The organism is Streptomyces qinglanensis, assembly GCF_900111245.1.
Lineage (GTDB): Bacteria > Actinomycetota > Actinomycetes > Streptomycetales > Streptomycetaceae > Streptomyces > Streptomyces qinglanensis.
This window is the reverse complement of record NZ_FOGO01000016.1, coordinates 104,237-119,548: the sequence shown is the minus strand read 5'-3', so window position 1 is coordinate 119,548 and position 15,312 is coordinate 104,237. Positions and strand designations below refer to the sequence as shown.

Annotated in this window: 13 protein-coding genes; 5 read left to right on the top strand and 8 right to left on the bottom strand. The window is 73.0% G+C overall.

Going from position 1 to position 15,312, the window contains the following annotated elements; translation table 11 throughout:
* Window positions 1-121: 121 nt before the first annotated feature.
* Both BMX65_RS27095 and BMX65_RS27090 read left to right on the top strand, forming a co-directional pair.
* On the top strand, window positions 122-1,516 hold the full coding sequence (locus BMX65_RS27095; protein WP_239501881.1) for an MFS transporter: 1,395 nt from the start codon (window positions 122-124) through the stop codon (window positions 1,514-1,516).
* A 308-nt stretch (window positions 1,517-1,824) separates the two neighbouring features.
* Window positions 1,825-2,211, top strand: a complete 387-nt coding sequence (locus BMX65_RS27090) for an RNA polymerase-binding protein RbpA (protein ID WP_075002979.1) — start codon at window positions 1,825-1,827, stop codon at window positions 2,209-2,211.
* 265 nt (window positions 2,212-2,476) lie between these two features.
* On the opposite strand, the gene fxsA is transcribed toward BMX65_RS27090, so the two are convergent.
* From fxsA to BMX65_RS27065, 5 genes are all read right to left on the bottom strand, one after another.
* On the bottom strand, window positions 2,477-3,163 hold the full coding sequence (gene fxsA / locus BMX65_RS27085) for an FxsA family membrane protein (protein WP_239501880.1): 687 nt from the start codon (window positions 3,161-3,163) through the stop codon (window positions 2,477-2,479).
* Window positions 3,164-3,198: 35 nt separating this feature from the next.
* Window positions 3,199-4,002 carry a polyprenol monophosphomannose synthase gene (locus BMX65_RS27080; RefSeq protein WP_075002978.1) on the bottom strand — a complete coding sequence of 268 codons (804 nt, stop codon included), beginning with the start codon at window positions 4,000-4,002 and terminating at the stop codon, window positions 3,199-3,201.
* The gene (gene lnt / locus BMX65_RS27075; protein WP_075002977.1) at window positions 3,999-5,828 is read right to left on the bottom strand and encodes an apolipoprotein N-acyltransferase; all 1,830 of its coding nucleotides are present in this window, start codon (window positions 5,826-5,828) and stop codon (window positions 3,999-4,001) included. The genes BMX65_RS27080 and lnt overlap by 4 nt, the downstream gene beginning before the upstream one ends.
* Window positions 5,829-6,429: 601 nt before the next feature.
* A complete protein-coding gene (locus BMX65_RS27070) occupies window positions 6,430-8,070 on the bottom strand; it encodes an amidohydrolase (protein ID WP_075002976.1) in 1,641 nt (546 codons plus the stop codon).
* A 162-nt stretch (window positions 8,071-8,232) separates the two neighbouring features.
* On the bottom strand, window positions 8,233-8,673 hold the full coding sequence (locus BMX65_RS27065) for an Lrp/AsnC family transcriptional regulator (protein ID WP_019356223.1): 441 nt from the start codon (window positions 8,671-8,673) through the stop codon (window positions 8,233-8,235).
* Between the two features lie 237 nt (window positions 8,674-8,910).
* Here BMX65_RS27065 and BMX65_RS27060 point away from each other — a divergent pair, with 237 nt between their 5' ends.
* Window positions 8,911-9,360 carry a hypothetical protein gene (locus BMX65_RS27060; RefSeq protein WP_079172113.1) on the top strand — a complete coding sequence of 150 codons (450 nt, stop codon included), beginning with the start codon at window positions 8,911-8,913 and terminating at the stop codon, window positions 9,358-9,360.
* 703 nt (window positions 9,361-10,063) lie between these two features.
* Window positions 10,064-10,774 (top strand): hypothetical protein, encoded by a 711-nt coding sequence (locus BMX65_RS27055; protein ID WP_079172107.1) that lies wholly within the window; start codon window positions 10,064-10,066, stop codon window positions 10,772-10,774.
* Window positions 10,775-10,981: 207 nt separating this feature from the next.
* Here BMX65_RS27055 and BMX65_RS27050 read toward each other — a convergent pair whose 3' ends face one another.
* The gene (locus BMX65_RS27050; RefSeq protein WP_075002975.1) at window positions 10,982-12,157 is read right to left on the bottom strand and encodes an acyl-CoA dehydrogenase; all 1,176 of its coding nucleotides are present in this window, start codon (window positions 12,155-12,157) and stop codon (window positions 10,982-10,984) included.
* A 360-nt stretch (window positions 12,158-12,517) separates the two neighbouring features.
* Between BMX65_RS27050 and BMX65_RS27045 the strand changes: the two genes are divergently transcribed.
* Window positions 12,518-13,804, top strand: coding sequence for a glycoside hydrolase family 18 protein (locus tag BMX65_RS27045; RefSeq protein ID WP_075002974.1), 1,287 nt, complete (start codon window positions 12,518-12,520; stop codon window positions 13,802-13,804).
* 284 nt (window positions 13,805-14,088) lie between these two features.
* On the opposite strand, the gene BMX65_RS27040 is transcribed toward BMX65_RS27045, so the two are convergent.
* Together BMX65_RS27040 and BMX65_RS27035 are read right to left on the bottom strand one after the other, a co-directional pair.
* Window positions 14,089-14,364, bottom strand: coding sequence for a GlsB/YeaQ/YmgE family stress response membrane protein (locus tag BMX65_RS27040; RefSeq protein ID WP_075002973.1), 276 nt, complete (start codon window positions 14,362-14,364; stop codon window positions 14,089-14,091).
* A 59-nt stretch (window positions 14,365-14,423) separates the two neighbouring features.
* Window positions 14,424-15,131 carry a TetR/AcrR family transcriptional regulator gene (locus BMX65_RS27035; RefSeq protein ID WP_079172106.1) on the bottom strand — a complete coding sequence of 236 codons (708 nt, stop codon included), beginning with the start codon at window positions 15,129-15,131 and terminating at the stop codon, window positions 14,424-14,426.
* Window positions 15,132-15,312 lie beyond the last annotated feature (181 nt).

The following is a 15,312-nucleotide window of genomic DNA, read 5'->3' as shown; positions in this document are numbered from 1 at the left end:
CCCGGCGGCACACCGGACCGCCCACGACGGGCTGTAGTCTCCCGGCACCGGCGGTGCAGGCGCTCGGCCCCCGCGCCGCCGGTCAGGAACCCGCACGGCGGGCCGACGGGGAGGAACGGGGATGGGAACGGTCGCACCGGATGCGCCGCGGGCGCCGCAGGAGGGCACGGGATCCGGGGACGCGGCCCCGCTGCGGGAGCGCCGCCGCGAACAGCGTGGCTGGTATTTCTACGACTGGGCGAACTCCGTGTTCTCCACGAGTGTGCTGACCGTTTTCCTCGGCCCGTATCTGACCTCGGTCACCGAGGCCGCCGCGGACGCGGACGGCTATGTGCACCCGCTGGGCATCCCGGTGCGGGCCGGTTCCTTCTTCCCGTACGCGGTCTCGGCCTCCGTCCTGCTGTCGGTGCTGGTGATGCCGCTGGCGGCGGCCTTCGCCGACCGCACGGGGCGCAAGAAGCCGCTGCTGGGTGCCGCCGCCTACCTGGGTGCCGGGGCGACCACCGGGATGTACTTCCTGGACGGCGACCGGTATCTGCTGGGCGGCGTGCTGCTGGTGGTGGCGAACGTCAGCTACGCCGTCTCCATCGTGCTGTACCACGCCTTCCTGCCGCAGATAGCCCCGCCCGAGGAGCGCGACGCGGTCTCCTCGCGCGGCTGGGCCTTCGGTTACGGGTCGGGCGCGCTGGTCCTGGTCGCGAACCTCGGGCTGTTCCTGGGGCACGAGGCGCTGGGCGTCGCGGAGTCGACGGCGGTGCGGATCTGCCTGTCCTCCGCCGGGGTGTGGTGGGCCGTCTTCACTGTCGTACCGCTGCTGCGGCTGCGGGAGCGCCCGGCAGTGCGCCCGGCGGCGGGCTCCGGGCGCAGCGGACCCGGGCAGGGGTTCCGCCAGTTGGCCGGAACGTTCCGCCAGTTGCGCCGCTATCCGCTCACGCTGCTGTTCCTGCTGGCCTACCTGCTCTACAACGACGGCATCCAGACGGTGATCACCCAGGCGTCGGTCTACGGATCGGAGGCGCTGGGCCTGGATCAGACGACGCTGATCGGCGCCATCCTGCTGGTGCAGGTCCTGGCGGTGGCGGGCGCGCTGCTGCTGGGCCGGCTCGCCGCCCGCTACGGAGCCAAGCGGACCATCCTGGGGTCGCTGGTGGCGTGGACCGCGACGGTGAGCGCGGGATACTTCCTGCCGCGGGAGGACCCGCTGTGGTTCTACGCGCTCGCGGTGGGCATCGGCCTGGTGCTGGGCGGCAGTCAGGCGCTGTCCCGCTCGCTCTTCTCGCACCTGGTGCCGGCCGGCAAGGAGGCGGAGTACTTCGCGCTGTACGAGATCAGCGACCGCGGCACCAGTTGGCTGGGACCGCTGGTGTTCGGGCTGGCGTACCAGCTCTCGGGGGACTACCGGAACGCGATCCTGTCGCTGGTGGTCTTCTTCGCGCTCGGTTTCGTACTGCTGCTGCGGGTACCCGTACAGCGAGCGGCGGCGGCAGTGGGCAACGTCGCTCCGGACCGGATTTAGACGTGTGGGTGCCGGACCGGTAGTGTACGCCTTTGGCCCACCGGGATGGACCGTTACTGCGCGCCGAAGAGATGCGAACAGTGGGTGACATCTTCTGCCAATTGTGACAAACCGGTCACCGGCGGGTACCGCAGATCAACGAAGCGGCGGCACGAAGCAGCGGCGCGCAGCCTTCCGTCAGGTTGGAGGTGCGTGAAGGGTGGGCGATCTCCCGATTGCGGGAATCTTCACCGGCAGCCGGACGTTGACCGGATGACGACGACAGCGACACCTGTCCTGTGGGCGACCAGCCCGGGAGGCACGAATTCATGAGTGAGCGAGCTCTTCGCGGCACGCGACTCGTGGTGACCAGCTACGAGACCGACCGCGGCATCGACCTGGCCCCGCGCCAGGCCGTGGAGTACGCATGCCAGAACGGACATCGTTTCGAGATGCCGTTCTCGGTAGAGGCCGAGATTCCGTCCGAGTGGGAGTGCAAGGTGTGCGGTGCACAGGCACTCCTGGTGGACGGCGAGGGTCCGGAGGAGAAGAAGGGCAAGCCCGCGCGCACGCACTGGGACATGCTCATGGAGCGGCGTACCCGTGAGGAGCTCGAGGAAGTTCTCGCCGAGCGGCTCGCCGTGCTGCGCTCCGGCACCATGAACCTCGCGGTGCACCCCCGAGACGACGGCGGGAACAAGCGCAAGTCCGCCTGACGACCCTGCGCTCCTGAGAGTTCCGGAGCGCAGCAGGAGGGCCCCGGCCACGCAGTTCACAGCGTGGCCGGGGCCCTCTTGCGCGTTCACCGGGACTCTCTTGCGCCCCGTTCACCGGGACCCTCCGGGACGGCCGGGGCCTCCGGGACGGCCGGGGCCTTCGCGGACGCCCGGGCGTCTTCCTGCACGTGCCAGGACTTCTGCGCGCTCCCCGAGCCGCGCGAGCACCGGCGCGTGTCTCGCGAGAGGGGCGCGCGAGCGGCGATCAGCTTCCGCTCTGCCCGCCTTCGCGCTCCTGTGGCTCGTCGTCGCGGACGACCTCGCCCTGGACGACCTTGCCGTCCGGGCGGTGCATCCGCACCTGCTGCTCGGCCGTGCGCGCCTGCTGGTAGGCGTCGCCCAGGGTGCCGGGCGCAAAGCCGCTGCGGCGGTCCAGGGAGCGCTGCACCGCGCCGCGCAGCAGCTTGCCCGTCGGCGGGAGGACCAGCAGCAGCCCGACCGCGTCCGAGAGCAGCCCGGGGATCATCAGCAGCAGCCCGCCCAGCATGGCCGTCCCGTTGCCGCCCCGGCCCTCCGCAGCGGCCTCACCGGAGGGCTCGGCTCCGGTACGTGCCTGGTCCTGGGCACGCTGGACGGTCTCGGCGAGGTTGCGCCAGGCGCGGCGCCCGGCTCGCTTGATCACCGCGGCGCCGAGCACGAAGCCGCCGGCCAGCACCAGGAAGACCGTGAACCCGCCTGCGGCCTGACCCAGCAGGGTCAGCAGCCAGATCTCCAGAACCGCCCACAGCGCGACCGCCAGCGGCAGCAGGGTGCGGCCCCTCGGCCGGTTCCGCCGGGGCTGCGGGCCCCCTTCGGAACGCGTCCCGCCACCCGGGCCGCCGGCTGCGCCGCCGGGCTCCTGTCTCCCGGGTCCGTGCGGAAGTCCGTGGGAAAAGGGTGCGCGCGTCGTCATGCTTCCAGTGTGCCTGCTGCCGCGTAGGCCCGGGATCAGCTCGGCGGGCGGCCGTCCCCGTCGCCGCCCCTGCGCTGCTCCGCTCGGCCGAGGACCTTCTTGACCCGGCCCTCGACCCCCCAGGCGGCGATCCGCCAGAGCGCCTCGGCCATGATGTCCCGGCTCATCTTGGAGTCGCCGCGCTCGCGCTCGACGAAGGTGATCGGGACCTCCACCACGTGGTATCCGGCGTGCACCGTGCGGCGGGTGAGGTCCACCTGGAAGCAGTAGCCCTGGGAGGCGATGGAGTCCAGGCCGATGCCCTCCAGGGTCTCCTTGCGGAAGGCCCGGAAGCCCGCCGTCACGTCCCGTACGTCGACGTCCAGGAGCAGCCGCGAGTAGGTGCTGGCGCCGCGGGAGAGGAACTCCCGGGACTTGGGCCAGTTGACGATCCGGCCGCCCGGCACCCAGCGCGAGCCGATCACCAGGTCGGCGCCGCCCAGCGCGGTCAGCAGCCGGGGCAGCTCCTCGGGCGGGTGGGAGCCGTCCGCGTCCATCTCGATCAGGACGCCGTAGCCGTTGTCGATGCCCCAGCGGAAGCCCGCAAGATAGGCCGCGCCGAGCCCTTCCTTGCCCTTGCGGTGCAGGACGTGGACGTGGCCGTCCTCGGCCGCCAGCTCGTCGGCGATCTTCCCGGTGCCGTCGGGGCTGTTGTCGTCCGCGACGAGGACGTGCGCCTCGGGCACCGCCTCGCGCACCCGGGAGACGACGGGCCGGATGTTGTCGGCCTCGTCGTAGGTCGGGATGATGACCAGGGCCGTTCCCAGCGGGCCGTACCGCCGTTGTCCGCCGTCCGTCACTGGTGCTGCCCCTCCGCTTGAGCCTGTCGGTCCTGCTTGTCGGTGCCGTCCCCGTCACCGGCCGTGTCGGGCGCGGTACGGTCCTGAGCACCGGTGCCGCGCCGTCTGCGGCCCAGGAGCCAGGCTCCGGCGCAGGCGAGCACGCCCACGATAGCGATCACCCATTCGGGAGCGGCACCGACGCGGTCGGCGAGGGTGATCTCGTCGCGCAGCGGGAGCTCCCCGGTGAGCACGTCCTGGGTGAACTCGTCCGTACGCTGCTGGACGGTGCCGTCGGGCGCGACGATGGCGCTGATGCCGCTGGTCGCCGCGGTCACCACGGCGCGGCCGTGCTCGACGGCGCGCAGCCTGGACATCGCCAGTTGCTGTTCGGGCTGCCCGGTGCGGCCGTAGGTGGCGTTGTTGGTCTGGACGACGAGCGCGCGCGCCCCGTCCTTGACGGTGTCCCGGGGGATCTCGTCGTAAGCGACCTCGAAGCAGATCACGTCGCCGAGGCGCGCCGGGCCGGTCTGCAGCACGCCGGTGTGGTCGCCCGGATAGAAGTCGCGGGGCACCTGCTGGAGGCGGGTGATCACCTTGCTGAGCTGGTCGCGGAAGGGGACGTATTCACCGAAGGGGACCGGGTGCTGCTTGGTGTAGGACGCGCCGGGCCCCTTCTGCGGGTCCCAGACGATGCCCTGGTTCTCGACGTAGCCCTCCTTGGTCGGGTGGTCGACCAGGGCACCGACCAGGACGGGGACGCCGACCGCCTTGACGGCCCGGTCGATGCGGTCACCCGCCTCCGGGTACGTGTAGGGGTCCAGGTCGGAGGAGTTCTCCGGCCAGATCACCAGGTCGGGCCGGGGCTCCTTGCCCTGCTCGATCCGCTTCGCCAGGTCGAGGGTGGCCTCGGCGTGGTTGTTGAGGATCTGCATCGGGCGGCCCAGGAAGTGCATGCCGGGCTGCTGGACGTTCCCCTGCACGACGGCGACGCGCACCGTGTCGGCCGCCTTCGTCGGCACCGGTACCGCGAGACCGGCCGTGGTGGCGGCACCCGCGAGCGCGAGCGCGCCGAACCCGGTGGCGTAGGCGCGGCCGGTGCGGGCCGCGGCGGAGCGCAGTCGCAGGCCCCGTAGCAGGACGGCGGCCAGCAGGGTGCCGGTCAGGGCCACCGCGAAGGACACCAGCGGGGCTCCGCCGAGCGCGGCCAGCGGGGTGTACGGGGAGTCGGTGTTGGCGAAGGCCAGCCGCCCCCAGGAGAAGCCGCCGAACGGGAGCCGGTCGCGCAGGAATTCCTCGGTCAGCCACAGGCTGGCGCCCCACAGCGGCCAGAGGGGCAGCCGCGCGGTGACCGCCAGCCCGGCTCCGAGCCCGAGGACGAACAGGCTCTGCAGAAAGGCGAGTCCGATGACCGCGTCCCAGCCGACGACGTGCAGCCACTTGAGCAGCACGATGAAGAAGGGCCAGCCGAACGCGAATCCGAGCCAGGCGCCCTGGCGGCCGGTCCGGCCGCGGGTGAGCAGGCTGAGCGCGGCGACGGCCGGCAGCGAGAGCGGCCAGATCCCGTAGGGCGGGAAGGCGAACGCCAGGGCGACCCCGCCGAGTGCGGCCAGCGCGGACCGACCGGCCTCGCGTCGCGCGAGCGCCGCCAGCCGGCGCATCCGCCCCGGGCGGGCGCCCCGGGTCTCCGGGGCTGCGCCGTCGTCGGGCGGAACGTCACTGCCCGTGTCGGCGCTGCTCGCGCGCGCCGGCCCCTCCGGGGCGGTGCGCTGCGCGGCGGGTGCCGCCTTCCGCTCCCGGGAGCCGTCCGGGGCGGAGGCGGAGGTGGTGTCGGGGCCCGATGCCAAGGTCGCGGCCTTCCTAGCAGGTCGTGCGGTGGTGTGTGGTGACGGTACAACGCGCGGGGGGCTGCGCGGGGCGCGGGACCGTAAAGCAGCGGAAATCCAGGGGAACGCCGCTGTGGGCACCGGAGAAGAGCACGGGACAGTAGCCGACGTGTCGCGGAACGTCACCAGTGGGCGCGCGACCCGGTTCGGGTCGCTGTCTGCGGATCGGGGCCCGGTGCCCTTCGGGCCGACCTGGGACCCGCTGGCTGCGGATCGTCCGAAAGCCGTTGTCTACTGAGCGTCCGGGCCCCGTCCCGGGTCACACCCGCCGACCGGCGGAAACCATCTGTCCCCGTGCCGCGGGCGCTGGACCTGGCTCGCAGTGGTGGTGCGCCGGTGCGGTACACCACCCCGTGGCCCAGCGGCGTTCGACGACAGCGCGGAAGCTCCCCGGTCGGACGTCCTGTGGTGGACGCCGCCGAACCTACCGGGCTCCGGGCAAACATTGTCAACAGCCGAGTTACCTGGGGTGTTTCGGTGAAATCCCAGGTCAGTGCGGACCCGACGGCGTCCCGGTGCCGAGCGGAGGGGGTCTCGTTCGGCCGTATCGCCGTCCGCTATGTCACTCGTCCGGCCGTGCGTAGACCTCGCGTCCACCCACCACCGTCCGCAGGCAGACGGGGACTTGACCGCCCGGCGTCAGGTCGGGCAGCCCCGGCGTGCCGGAGCGCGGGTCGGTGGACCAGTTCGCGACACGGGTGTCGGGCGCCTGCACCACCAGCGGACCGGTGCGCCAGAGCGCGTAGTCCGCGGGCGCGCCGGGGACCAGCACGCCGGCGTCGTCCAGGCCGAGCGCACGCCAGCCGCCGCGGGTGTGCGCGGTGAAGGCGCCGCGCACCGAGATCCGGTGGTCGTGGGTGCGGTGGAAGGCCGCGGCACGGACGGCCTCCCAGGGCCCGAGCGGGGTGACCGGGCTGTCGGAGCCGAGTGCGAGCGGGACACCGGCCCGCAGCAGCGCTGCGTAGGGGTTGAGCGTGGCGGCGCGCTCGGCCCCCAGGCGGCGCGCGTACATACCGTCCGCGCCGCCCCAGGCCGCGTCGAACCCGGGCTGCACCGAGGCGGTGAGCGCGAGGTCCGCGAAGTCCGCGACGGTGCGGGCGGTGAGCATCTCGGCGTGCTCGACACGGTGCCGGGCCGCGCGGACCCGGGCGGTGCCCACCTTCTCGGCGGCACGCCGCACCCCGTCGGTGACGGTCTGGACGGCGGCGTCCCCGATGGCGTGGAAACCGGCCTGGACCCCCGCCTCGGTGCAGGCGGCGACGTGGACCGCCACCGCGTCTGCGTCCAGCAGAGCGCTGCCGCGGGTGTCCGGCGCGTCCGCATAGGGGGCGCACAGCCGCGCCGTGTGCGAGCCCAGAGACCCGTCGGCGAACAGGTCGCCCGCGGCCCCGACCGCGCCGAGTTCCCGGACGCGGGCCGCCTCCTTTGCCGAAGTGACGAGTTCGGCCCAGTACCCGTGCACGCGGGGACCGGGTTCCTCGGCGGCCAGTGCGAGCAGCCCGCGCAGATCCTCCTCGCCGGAGATGTCCGGGCCCGCGCACTCGTGCAGCGAGCCGATGCCGAGGGATACGGCGCGGGCGCGGGCCGCACGCTGGGCCTCGGAGCGCTGCCGGGCGGTGAGCGTGCCGTGCGCGGCCTCCCGCACGGCGTGGTGCGCCGCGCCGGTCAGCGGCGCGTCGGGCCGGTAGCCCTCGCGGGTGGTGATGCCGGGGACCAGGTCCAGCATGGCCGTGCTGACGAGCGCGGAGTGCACGTCGACCCGGGTCAGGTACAGGGGCCGCCCGCCGCTCGCCTCGTCGAGTTCGGCACGGCCGGGATGGCGCTGCTCGGGCCAGGCGTGCGCGTCCCAGCCGGTGCCCAGCAGCACCCGGTCGTCCGGCCGCGCCCGCGCGTACGCGCGCACCCGGGCCAGCGCGTCGGCCAGCGTGGGCGCTCCCGACAGGTCGAGCCCGGTCAGCGCGAGACCGGTCGCCGTGGTGTGCACGTGCGCGTCGGTGAAGGCCGGGGTGACCAGTGCGCCGTCGAGGTGCACCACCTCGTCGACGCCCTCGGCGAACGAGTCGGCGGCCCCTTCCGAGCCGACCCAGGCGATGCGGTCGCCCTCGACGACCATCGCGGTCGCGAACGGGTCGGCGGGGCTGTGCACCTCGCCCTCGCGCAGCAGGACGGTACGGGGCCGGGAGGGGGTCGTGCGCTCGGTCATGGGGACAGTCTCCCGCCTCCCGGCGGCTCCCCGGCGCGCGGGGGCCGGGACGGCCCCCGGGATCCGGGAGGAGGCTCCCTCCGGGCAGGGTCCCGGGCCCAGCCGCCCCGGCCCCGGGTCCGGCCCAGCCCCGTCCCCGGCGGATTCCGGGCCCGGGGACGGTCAGATGCGGGGCGGACGCGCCTCGTAGGGGGTGGACAGCACGACCGTGGTGCGGGTGGAGACCCCCGCCAGGCTCCGGATCCTGGCCAGCAGGTGCTCCAGCTCGATCGGCGTGGCCACGCGCACCTTGAGGATGTAGTTCTCGTCCCCCGCCACGCTGTGACACGCCTCGATCTCGGGCACGTCCGCGAGCCGGTCCGCGATGTCGTCCGGGGCGCTGGGGTCGAACGGTTTGACCGAGATGAACGCCGTCATCGGCAGGCCGACCGCCTCGGAGTCCACCAGCGCGGCATAGCCGCGGATGACGCCGCGCTGTTCGAGACGGCGCACCCGTTGGTGCACGGCCGAGGTGGACAGGCCGGTGGCCTTGCCCAGGTCGGTATAGCTCATCCGCCCGTCCTTGACGAGCAGTTCCACGATCTGACGGTCGAGTTCCTCCACAGCGGATCACCGTACTGCCCTCGCGCGCCCGCCGCAGCGGAAAATGCTCCGGCGCACGCAGACGGCGCACCGGGCCCACCGGACGCGGCAGCGAATGCCCAAGTGCTAAGTATGTGACCAAGGCCACACTTATGCATCTGCGTGCTCCCGTGCAGAGTGATTATGCGCGCGGCACGACGGGAAGTGCTTGCTGTGGCCGGAGCCCAGTCGCCCGGCCGTTCCATCAAGGGGGATCACATGCGCACGACGAAATCCGCCCAGTCCACTCGCCCGCGAAGCGCTCTCCGGAGCGAGACGCACCGCGACGAGGCGCGACCGGACGAAGCGGCCGCTCCCCCGGACGGCCCGAACACCCCCATCGACCTGTCCGGACCGGTCGCCGAGGACGAGATGTACGAAGGTCTCCGCGTCAAATGCCCCGAATGCCGCCAGGCGATCGCGGTGTTCGCGCAGGAGGAGAAGCTGCCGCGGCACGGGCTGTGTGCCTCCCCCTGGGATCCGTTCGGCCTGACGGTGTGCCAGGGATCCGGTCACCCGGTGGGCGAGGCCGCACCCTGGGACAGCGAGACCCGCGGATGCGCGGTCAGCGAACTGCTCACCCTTCCCGAGGGGTTGGACTGGCGCACCCAGCCGTTCTCGCACGCGGGCCGCCCCGACCGCCGACCGGTTCCGGTCGGCGCCGAGTGACCGACCGGCACACCGAGGTACGGAACGAGCGACCCCGGTCCCCGTCGGCAGACCCCGCCGCCGGGGCACCGACTCCCCGCTGAACAGCCGGTCCGCCGACGGCCGTCCGCACCCCGCCTGTCGAGTGCGCGTCCGGCCAACCCGGCCGCCGGACGCGAACACACCACGCCGCCCGTGCGGCGCGGCGCACGCCTGCCACGCGCGCAGGTCGGCACGGCACGCCGCCGCGGCCCTCTCGCCCGGAGCGGGCGTCGCAGACCGCACGCTCGGCGTTCCCCCGGGGAACGCGACACAGCCGCACGGCGGACGCAACACGCCGTGCCGGCGGGGCTGTTCGGCTGCGTCGGCCACTGCCCCGTAGCGGAGCGCCCCGGACCGCCGCAGGCGAGCGGTCCGTCCGCACGGAGGCGGCCGCGCACCGCGACCCGGTCCGGCGCGCTGCGCACGACCGCCGCACCGGCACCGCACGGGCCACGGCCCTCCCCACCGCTGCCCGGCGCCGAGGGGAGTGCCGGACGTCCGGCGCCGGGACCGGCTCCTGACATGGCGGGCCCGGCCCCGGACATGGCGGGTCACCCACCGGGCCGGAGGACGACACAGCGTGATCGCTCCAGCGCACAGCCCCGCCCGCGCGCTACGCTCACACGTGCGGGCCCGGCGTGGATCGCGCGCGGCTGGGAACCTCGGGGGCCGAGGAGGCATCATGGCGAACACCCGCACGAAGAGCAGGACGGCCGCGACCGACCGCCGCACCGAACGGGACCGCCGTCGCACCGAACGGGACCAGCAGCAGGCCGTGGTACGGGAGCTGCTGCGGCGGCACGGGAACACTTACGCGGAAGACGCCGGAATCACGTTGCGTGACACTCCACAGCCGCTCTACCGCCTTCTGGTGCTCTCCCTGCTGCTGAGCGCCCGCATCCGTGCGGACATCGCGGTCGCCGCCGCGCGGGCGCTGTCGCGGGCCGGAATGCGGGACCCGCGGCGGATGGCGGAGGCCACCTGGCAGCAACGGGTCGACGCACTCGGCGAGGGCGGCTACCGGCGCTACGACGAGCGCACCGCCACCCAGCTCGGCCGGGGAGCGGAACTGCTGCTGGACCGGTGGGGCGGCGATCTGCGCAGGATGCGGCGGAGCGGCGACGTCGCGGCCGCGCTGCGCGAGATCCCCGGTATCGGCCCGCTGGGGGCGTCGATCTTCCTGCGCGAGGCCCAGGCGGTGTGGCCCGAGTACCGGCCCTGGCTGGACCCGAAGGCGCTGCAGGGCGCGGAGCGGCTGGGGCTGCCGGGGTCCGCGGAGGCACTGGCCGACATGGTGCCGGAGGACGAGCTGGCTCCGCTGGCCGCCGGGCTGGTGCGAGTCGCGCTCAGCAAGGACGTCGCCGAGGACGTCTGGGACGCCGCCCGCGGGTGAGGAGCGCCGCACCGTGCGGCGGTCGGCTCGGCGACCGCCGCCGTCGGTGACCGGCCCGCGGGTCACGCCCGTTCACCCCGGAGCCGGAACCGGAACCGGGGGCCGGTGGAACCACGGGCCGACGTCCCGGTCCCGGGCGCTCGGCTCTCGTGCCCGCTCGGGGCCCGCTCAGGGCCAGGACCTGCTCAGGGCCTGCTCGGGGCCCGCTCAGCTCTTGCGTTCCGGCCCCGCCACGTGCCGGGCGATCACCATGCGCTGGATCTGGTTGGTCCCCTCGACGATCTGGAGGACCTTGGCCTCGCGCATGTAGCGCTCTGCGGGGAAGTCCGTGGTGTAGCCGTACCCGCCGAGGAGTTGCACCGCGTCGGTGGTGACGGCCATGGCGGCGTCCGTGCAGAACAGCTTGGCCATCGCCGCCTGTCGCGAGAACGGCTGCCCCGCGTCCCGCCGCCGGGCGGCCGCCAGGTAGAGAGCGCGCCCGGCCTCGATCCGGGTCGCCATGTCGGCCAGCATGAAGCGCAGCCCCTGGAAGTCCGCGAGGGGGCGGCCGAACTGCTCGCGTCCGGCGGTGTAGGCCAGCGCTTCGTCCAGCGCCGCCTGTGCCACGCCGACGGCGCAGGCCGCGATCCCCAGGCGGCCCGAGTCCAGGGAGGAGAGGGCGACCGCGAAGCCCTGGCCCTCGTCTCCGAGCCGGCGGGTGTCGGGGACCCGCACCTCGTCGAGGTGGAGCTGCGCGGTGGGAGAGCCGTTCAGCCCCATCTTGTGCTCGGGGGCCGCCGCGTTCAGCCCCTGGGCGTCGGCGGGGACGAGGAAGGCGGTGATACCGCCCGCCCCCTCGCCGCCGGTCCGGGCGAGCACGGTGTAGAAGTCGGCGACGCCGCCGTGGGTGATCCACGCCTTGGTGCCGTTCAGTACCCAGTCGTCCCCGTCCCGGACGGCCCGGGTGCGGAGTGCGGCGGCGTCCGAGCCGGAGGACGGTTCGGAGAGGCAGTAGGCGCCCAGCAGGCCGCCGCCGAGCATGTCGGGCAGCCACTCGGTGCGCTGCTCCTTGCTCCCGAAGTGCGCCAGACCGTGGCAGGAGAGCGAGTGCACGCTGGTGCCCAGCCCCACGGTGAGGCGCGCGGCGGCGAGCTCCTCGAGGACCTGGAGGTAGACCTGGTACGGCTGGCTCCCGCCGCCGTACTCCTCGGGGTAGGGCAGGCCCAGGAGCCCCGCCTCGGAGAGCAGCCGGAAGGTCTCGCGGGGAAAGACACCCGCGGCCTCCTGCTCCGCGGCGACGGGCTTGATCTCCCGCTGCACCAGGTCGCGGACGAGCCCCAGCAGGTCGCGTGACTCGTCCGTGGGCAGGTCGCGTTCCACCGGCTGCGGACCGTCCTTGGGCATGGCGCGCTCTCCTTCGGGTCAGGAATCGCGGCGACCGGCGCCGGGGTGTGGCGGGTCGCCGAGGGACACCGGCCCGCTGGCGGACCGGGGGTGCCGCTGCCCCTGCCGTGATACTGCACCGTCGGGTCGCGAGGGTGGCTGACCAGCGGCTGCGGCGAGTTGGAGTATGCCCGATCGAGCGCCGCACGTCACCGGCGTAGGGGTGTGAACCGCTCGGTGATCGCGAAGAAGCGTCGGGCGCGGCACCAGGCATCGAAATTGGTCCGAACCATTGACGGACTGGTCTAGTCCATCTACATTCCCCGAACGTACGACCGGCGCCACCCCCCACACCCTCCGCACCCCACACGCGAGGTGACCATGCTCGGATCGGACAGCCAGCACTCCCCACGCACCAAACGCTCCCGCCGCCGCGGACTCATCGCCTTCCTGGGTGCACTGTGCGCGGCCCTGCTGACCACGACACTGCTCTCGGCCACGGCCTCCGCCGGTCCCCGTCCCACCGCGGACGAGAACCGCCACGGCTCCGTCGCGGCACCGTCGGCAGTCGGCGGAAAGACGGTCGGATACTTCACCAACTGGGGCGTCTACCAGCGCAACTACCACGTCAAGAACATCGAGACCTCCGGCTCGGCGGACAAGCTCACGCACATCAACTACGCCTTCGGCAACGTCCAGGGCGGCAAGTGCACTGTCGGTGACAGCTACGCCGACTACGAGAAGTCCTACACCGCCGCGCAGAGCGTCGACGGCAAGGCCGACACCTGGGACCAGCCGCTGCGCGGCAACTTCAACCAGCTCCTGAAGCTCAAGAAGAAGCACCCGGACCTGAAGGTGCTGTGGTCGTTCGGCGGCTGGACCTGGTCCAAGGGCTTCACCGAAGCTGCCGAGAACCCGGAGGCGTTCGCCGAGTCCTGCTACAACCTGCTCGACGACCCGCGCTGGAAGGGGCTCTTCGACGGCATCGACATCGACTGGGAGTACCCCAACGCCTGCGGACTGAGCTGCGACACCAGCGGCCGGAACGCCTTCGGGAACCTGATGAAGGCGCTGCGCGCCAAGTTCGGCGACAAACTGGTGACCGCAGCCATCACCGCTGACGCCTCCCCCGGCGGCAAGATGGAGGCCACGGACTACAAGACGGCCTCCCAGTACGTCGACTGGTACATGCCGATGACCTACGACTACTTCGGCGCCTGGGACGCGAAGGGTCCCACCGCACCGCACTCGCCGCTGAGTTCCTACTCGGGCATCCCCAAGGAGGGCTTCAACACCCAGGCGACCATCGCCAAGCTCAAGAGCATGGGCATACCCGGCAGCAAGCTGCTGTACGGCCTCGGCTTCTACGGCCGCGGGTGGACCGGAGTGACGCAGTCGCAGCCCGGCGGCACGGCGACGGGCCCGGCCCCCGGCACCTACGAGCAGGGCATCGAGGACTACAAGGTCCTCAGGAGCAAGTGCCCGGCCACCGGCACGGTCGGCGGTACCGCCTACGCCCACTGCGGCAACCAGTGGTGGAGCTACGACACCCCGCAGACGATCGGCGCCAAGGGCGACTGGGCCGCGCAGCAGGGTCTCGCCGGCTCCTTCTTCTGGGAGCTGAGCGGCGACACCGCGAACGGAGAGCTGATCAAGGCCATCCGGTAGCGCGCACGACGCCCGGCAGAACACCAGGGGCCCCGCGGAGCACCACCGCGGGGCCCCTGGCCTCGGCGCCGCTCAGCGGTCCCCGAGCGCTCGGGGACAGCACCACCGGGCACAGCGCTCGGAGAGACGGCACCATCAGGCATCTGGCCGCACCCCGCCTCTGCGGCCCCGCGCGGGTCCGGACCGGGTCGGCGGGCATCGCTTCCGGGCACACCGGGCAGCCCTCTCCCGCCGCGCACACCGGGCAGCCCCGTCCGCCCGGCGGACGGGGCTGCCCGGACTCTCTAGCGCTGCACTCGTCTGCCCGCGCGCGCCCGCTCCAGCGCGCCGACGCCGACCGCGGCGAGGGCGACCTGGATGATCAGCTCGATCCAGTCGAACCCCCTGGTGTCGGCGACACCCAGGCCACTGGCGATTCCGGTGCCGACGAACGCGGCGACGATGCCCACCACCACCGTCCACAGCAGGCCCACGCGCTGCCTGCCCGGCAGTACCAGCCGACCGAGCGCGCCGATGACGACGCCGACCACGAGTGCACTGATGATTCCGGATATGTCCATGACCGCCTCCCGGACCCAAGGACACTGCTACCGGAACGAGTGTCCCGGAAGTGCCCGGATCATGCGGAGCCCTGCACGGCACCGGCCGCCGCCTGCGCGGGAAGCGGCTCCCTGCGGCCGGCGCGCGGTGGCGGGAGCGTGCTCTCGAACCGCGCGACGATCTCCAGCGTGCCCTGCAGCGTGCGGGTGAGCAGGCCGCACAGCACCTCGGGGGAGAGCTCCTGCCCGCGTGCGAGCCAGTCCAGAGTGACGCCCTCCACCGAGGAGAGCCAGCCCACCAGGGCGGCCCGGGCGAGCGGCGGAATGCGGGTGGGGCCCCAGGAGCCCTCGGCGACCACACTCAGCAACTGCTCGCGCAGCCGGTCACGGATCGCCAGTACCTGCGCGTCGTGGCCCACTCCCCCGGTGACGACCGTGCGGTAGGCGGCCTGGTTCTGCTGGGCGTAGCGCAGATAGCTCTCGACGGTGCGCTGAACGCGTTCGGCGCGAGGCAGCTCGCGGCAGCTCGTCGCGCGGAGCACCAGTTCGGCGACGGCGTCCTCGATGACGGCGAGGTAGTAGCCGCGTTTGCTGGTGAAGTAGTAGTAGATCAGCCCCTTGGCCACACCTGCGCTGCGCGCGATGTCGTCCATGGACAGGGCGTCGTAGGAGGTGTCGGCGAAGAGGGTGCGCCCCGTCGCCAGCAACTCGGCGCGACGCGCCTGGGACCGCTCGGTACCCCGGGACCCGGAGATCGGGCGCGCCTCGTGCGCCCGGCCGTCAGCCACAGTGCGCCCATTTCTCCATGTGGGTTGGCATGGCGGGAGTATGGCACTCCCTCACCCGCCTGCGCCGCGGAAATACGCCGATCCGCGGCACCGCCGGTCCGCCTGCGGCCCACCCGCGCGCCGGCGGTGATCGGAACGGTCCCACGGGCATTTCCGACGGGCATTGTCGGAGGCGGCTGGG

What these genes read in the sequence shown, in the direction of transcription:
- BMX65_RS27095 (WP_239501881.1), top strand. Translation starts at nt 122, where the DNA reads ATGGGAACGGTCGCACCGGATGCGCCGCGGGCGCCGCAGGAGGGCACG.
- BMX65_RS27090 (WP_075002979.1), top strand. Translation starts at nt 1,825, where the DNA reads ATGAGTGAGCGAGCTCTTCGCGGCACGCGACTCGTGGTGACCAGCTAC.
- fxsA (WP_239501880.1), bottom strand. Translation starts at nt 3,163, where the DNA reads ATGACGACGCGCGCACCCTTTTCCCACGGACTTCCGCACGGACCCGGG.
- BMX65_RS27070 (WP_075002976.1), bottom strand. Translation starts at nt 8,070, where the DNA reads ATGACCGAGCGCACGACCCCCTCCCGGCCCCGTACCGTCCTGCTGCGC.
- BMX65_RS27060 (WP_079172113.1), top strand. Translation starts at nt 8,911, where the DNA reads ATGCGCACGACGAAATCCGCCCAGTCCACTCGCCCGCGAAGCGCTCTC.
- BMX65_RS27055 (WP_079172107.1), top strand. Translation starts at nt 10,064, where the DNA reads ATGGCGAACACCCGCACGAAGAGCAGGACGGCCGCGACCGACCGCCGC.
- BMX65_RS27050 (WP_075002975.1), bottom strand. Translation starts at nt 12,157, where the DNA reads ATGCCCAAGGACGGTCCGCAGCCGGTGGAACGCGACCTGCCCACGGAC.
- BMX65_RS27045 (WP_075002974.1), top strand. Translation starts at nt 12,518, where the DNA reads ATGCTCGGATCGGACAGCCAGCACTCCCCACGCACCAAACGCTCCCGC.
- BMX65_RS27040 (WP_075002973.1), bottom strand. Translation starts at nt 14,364, where the DNA reads ATGGACATATCCGGAATCATCAGTGCACTCGTGGTCGGCGTCGTCATC.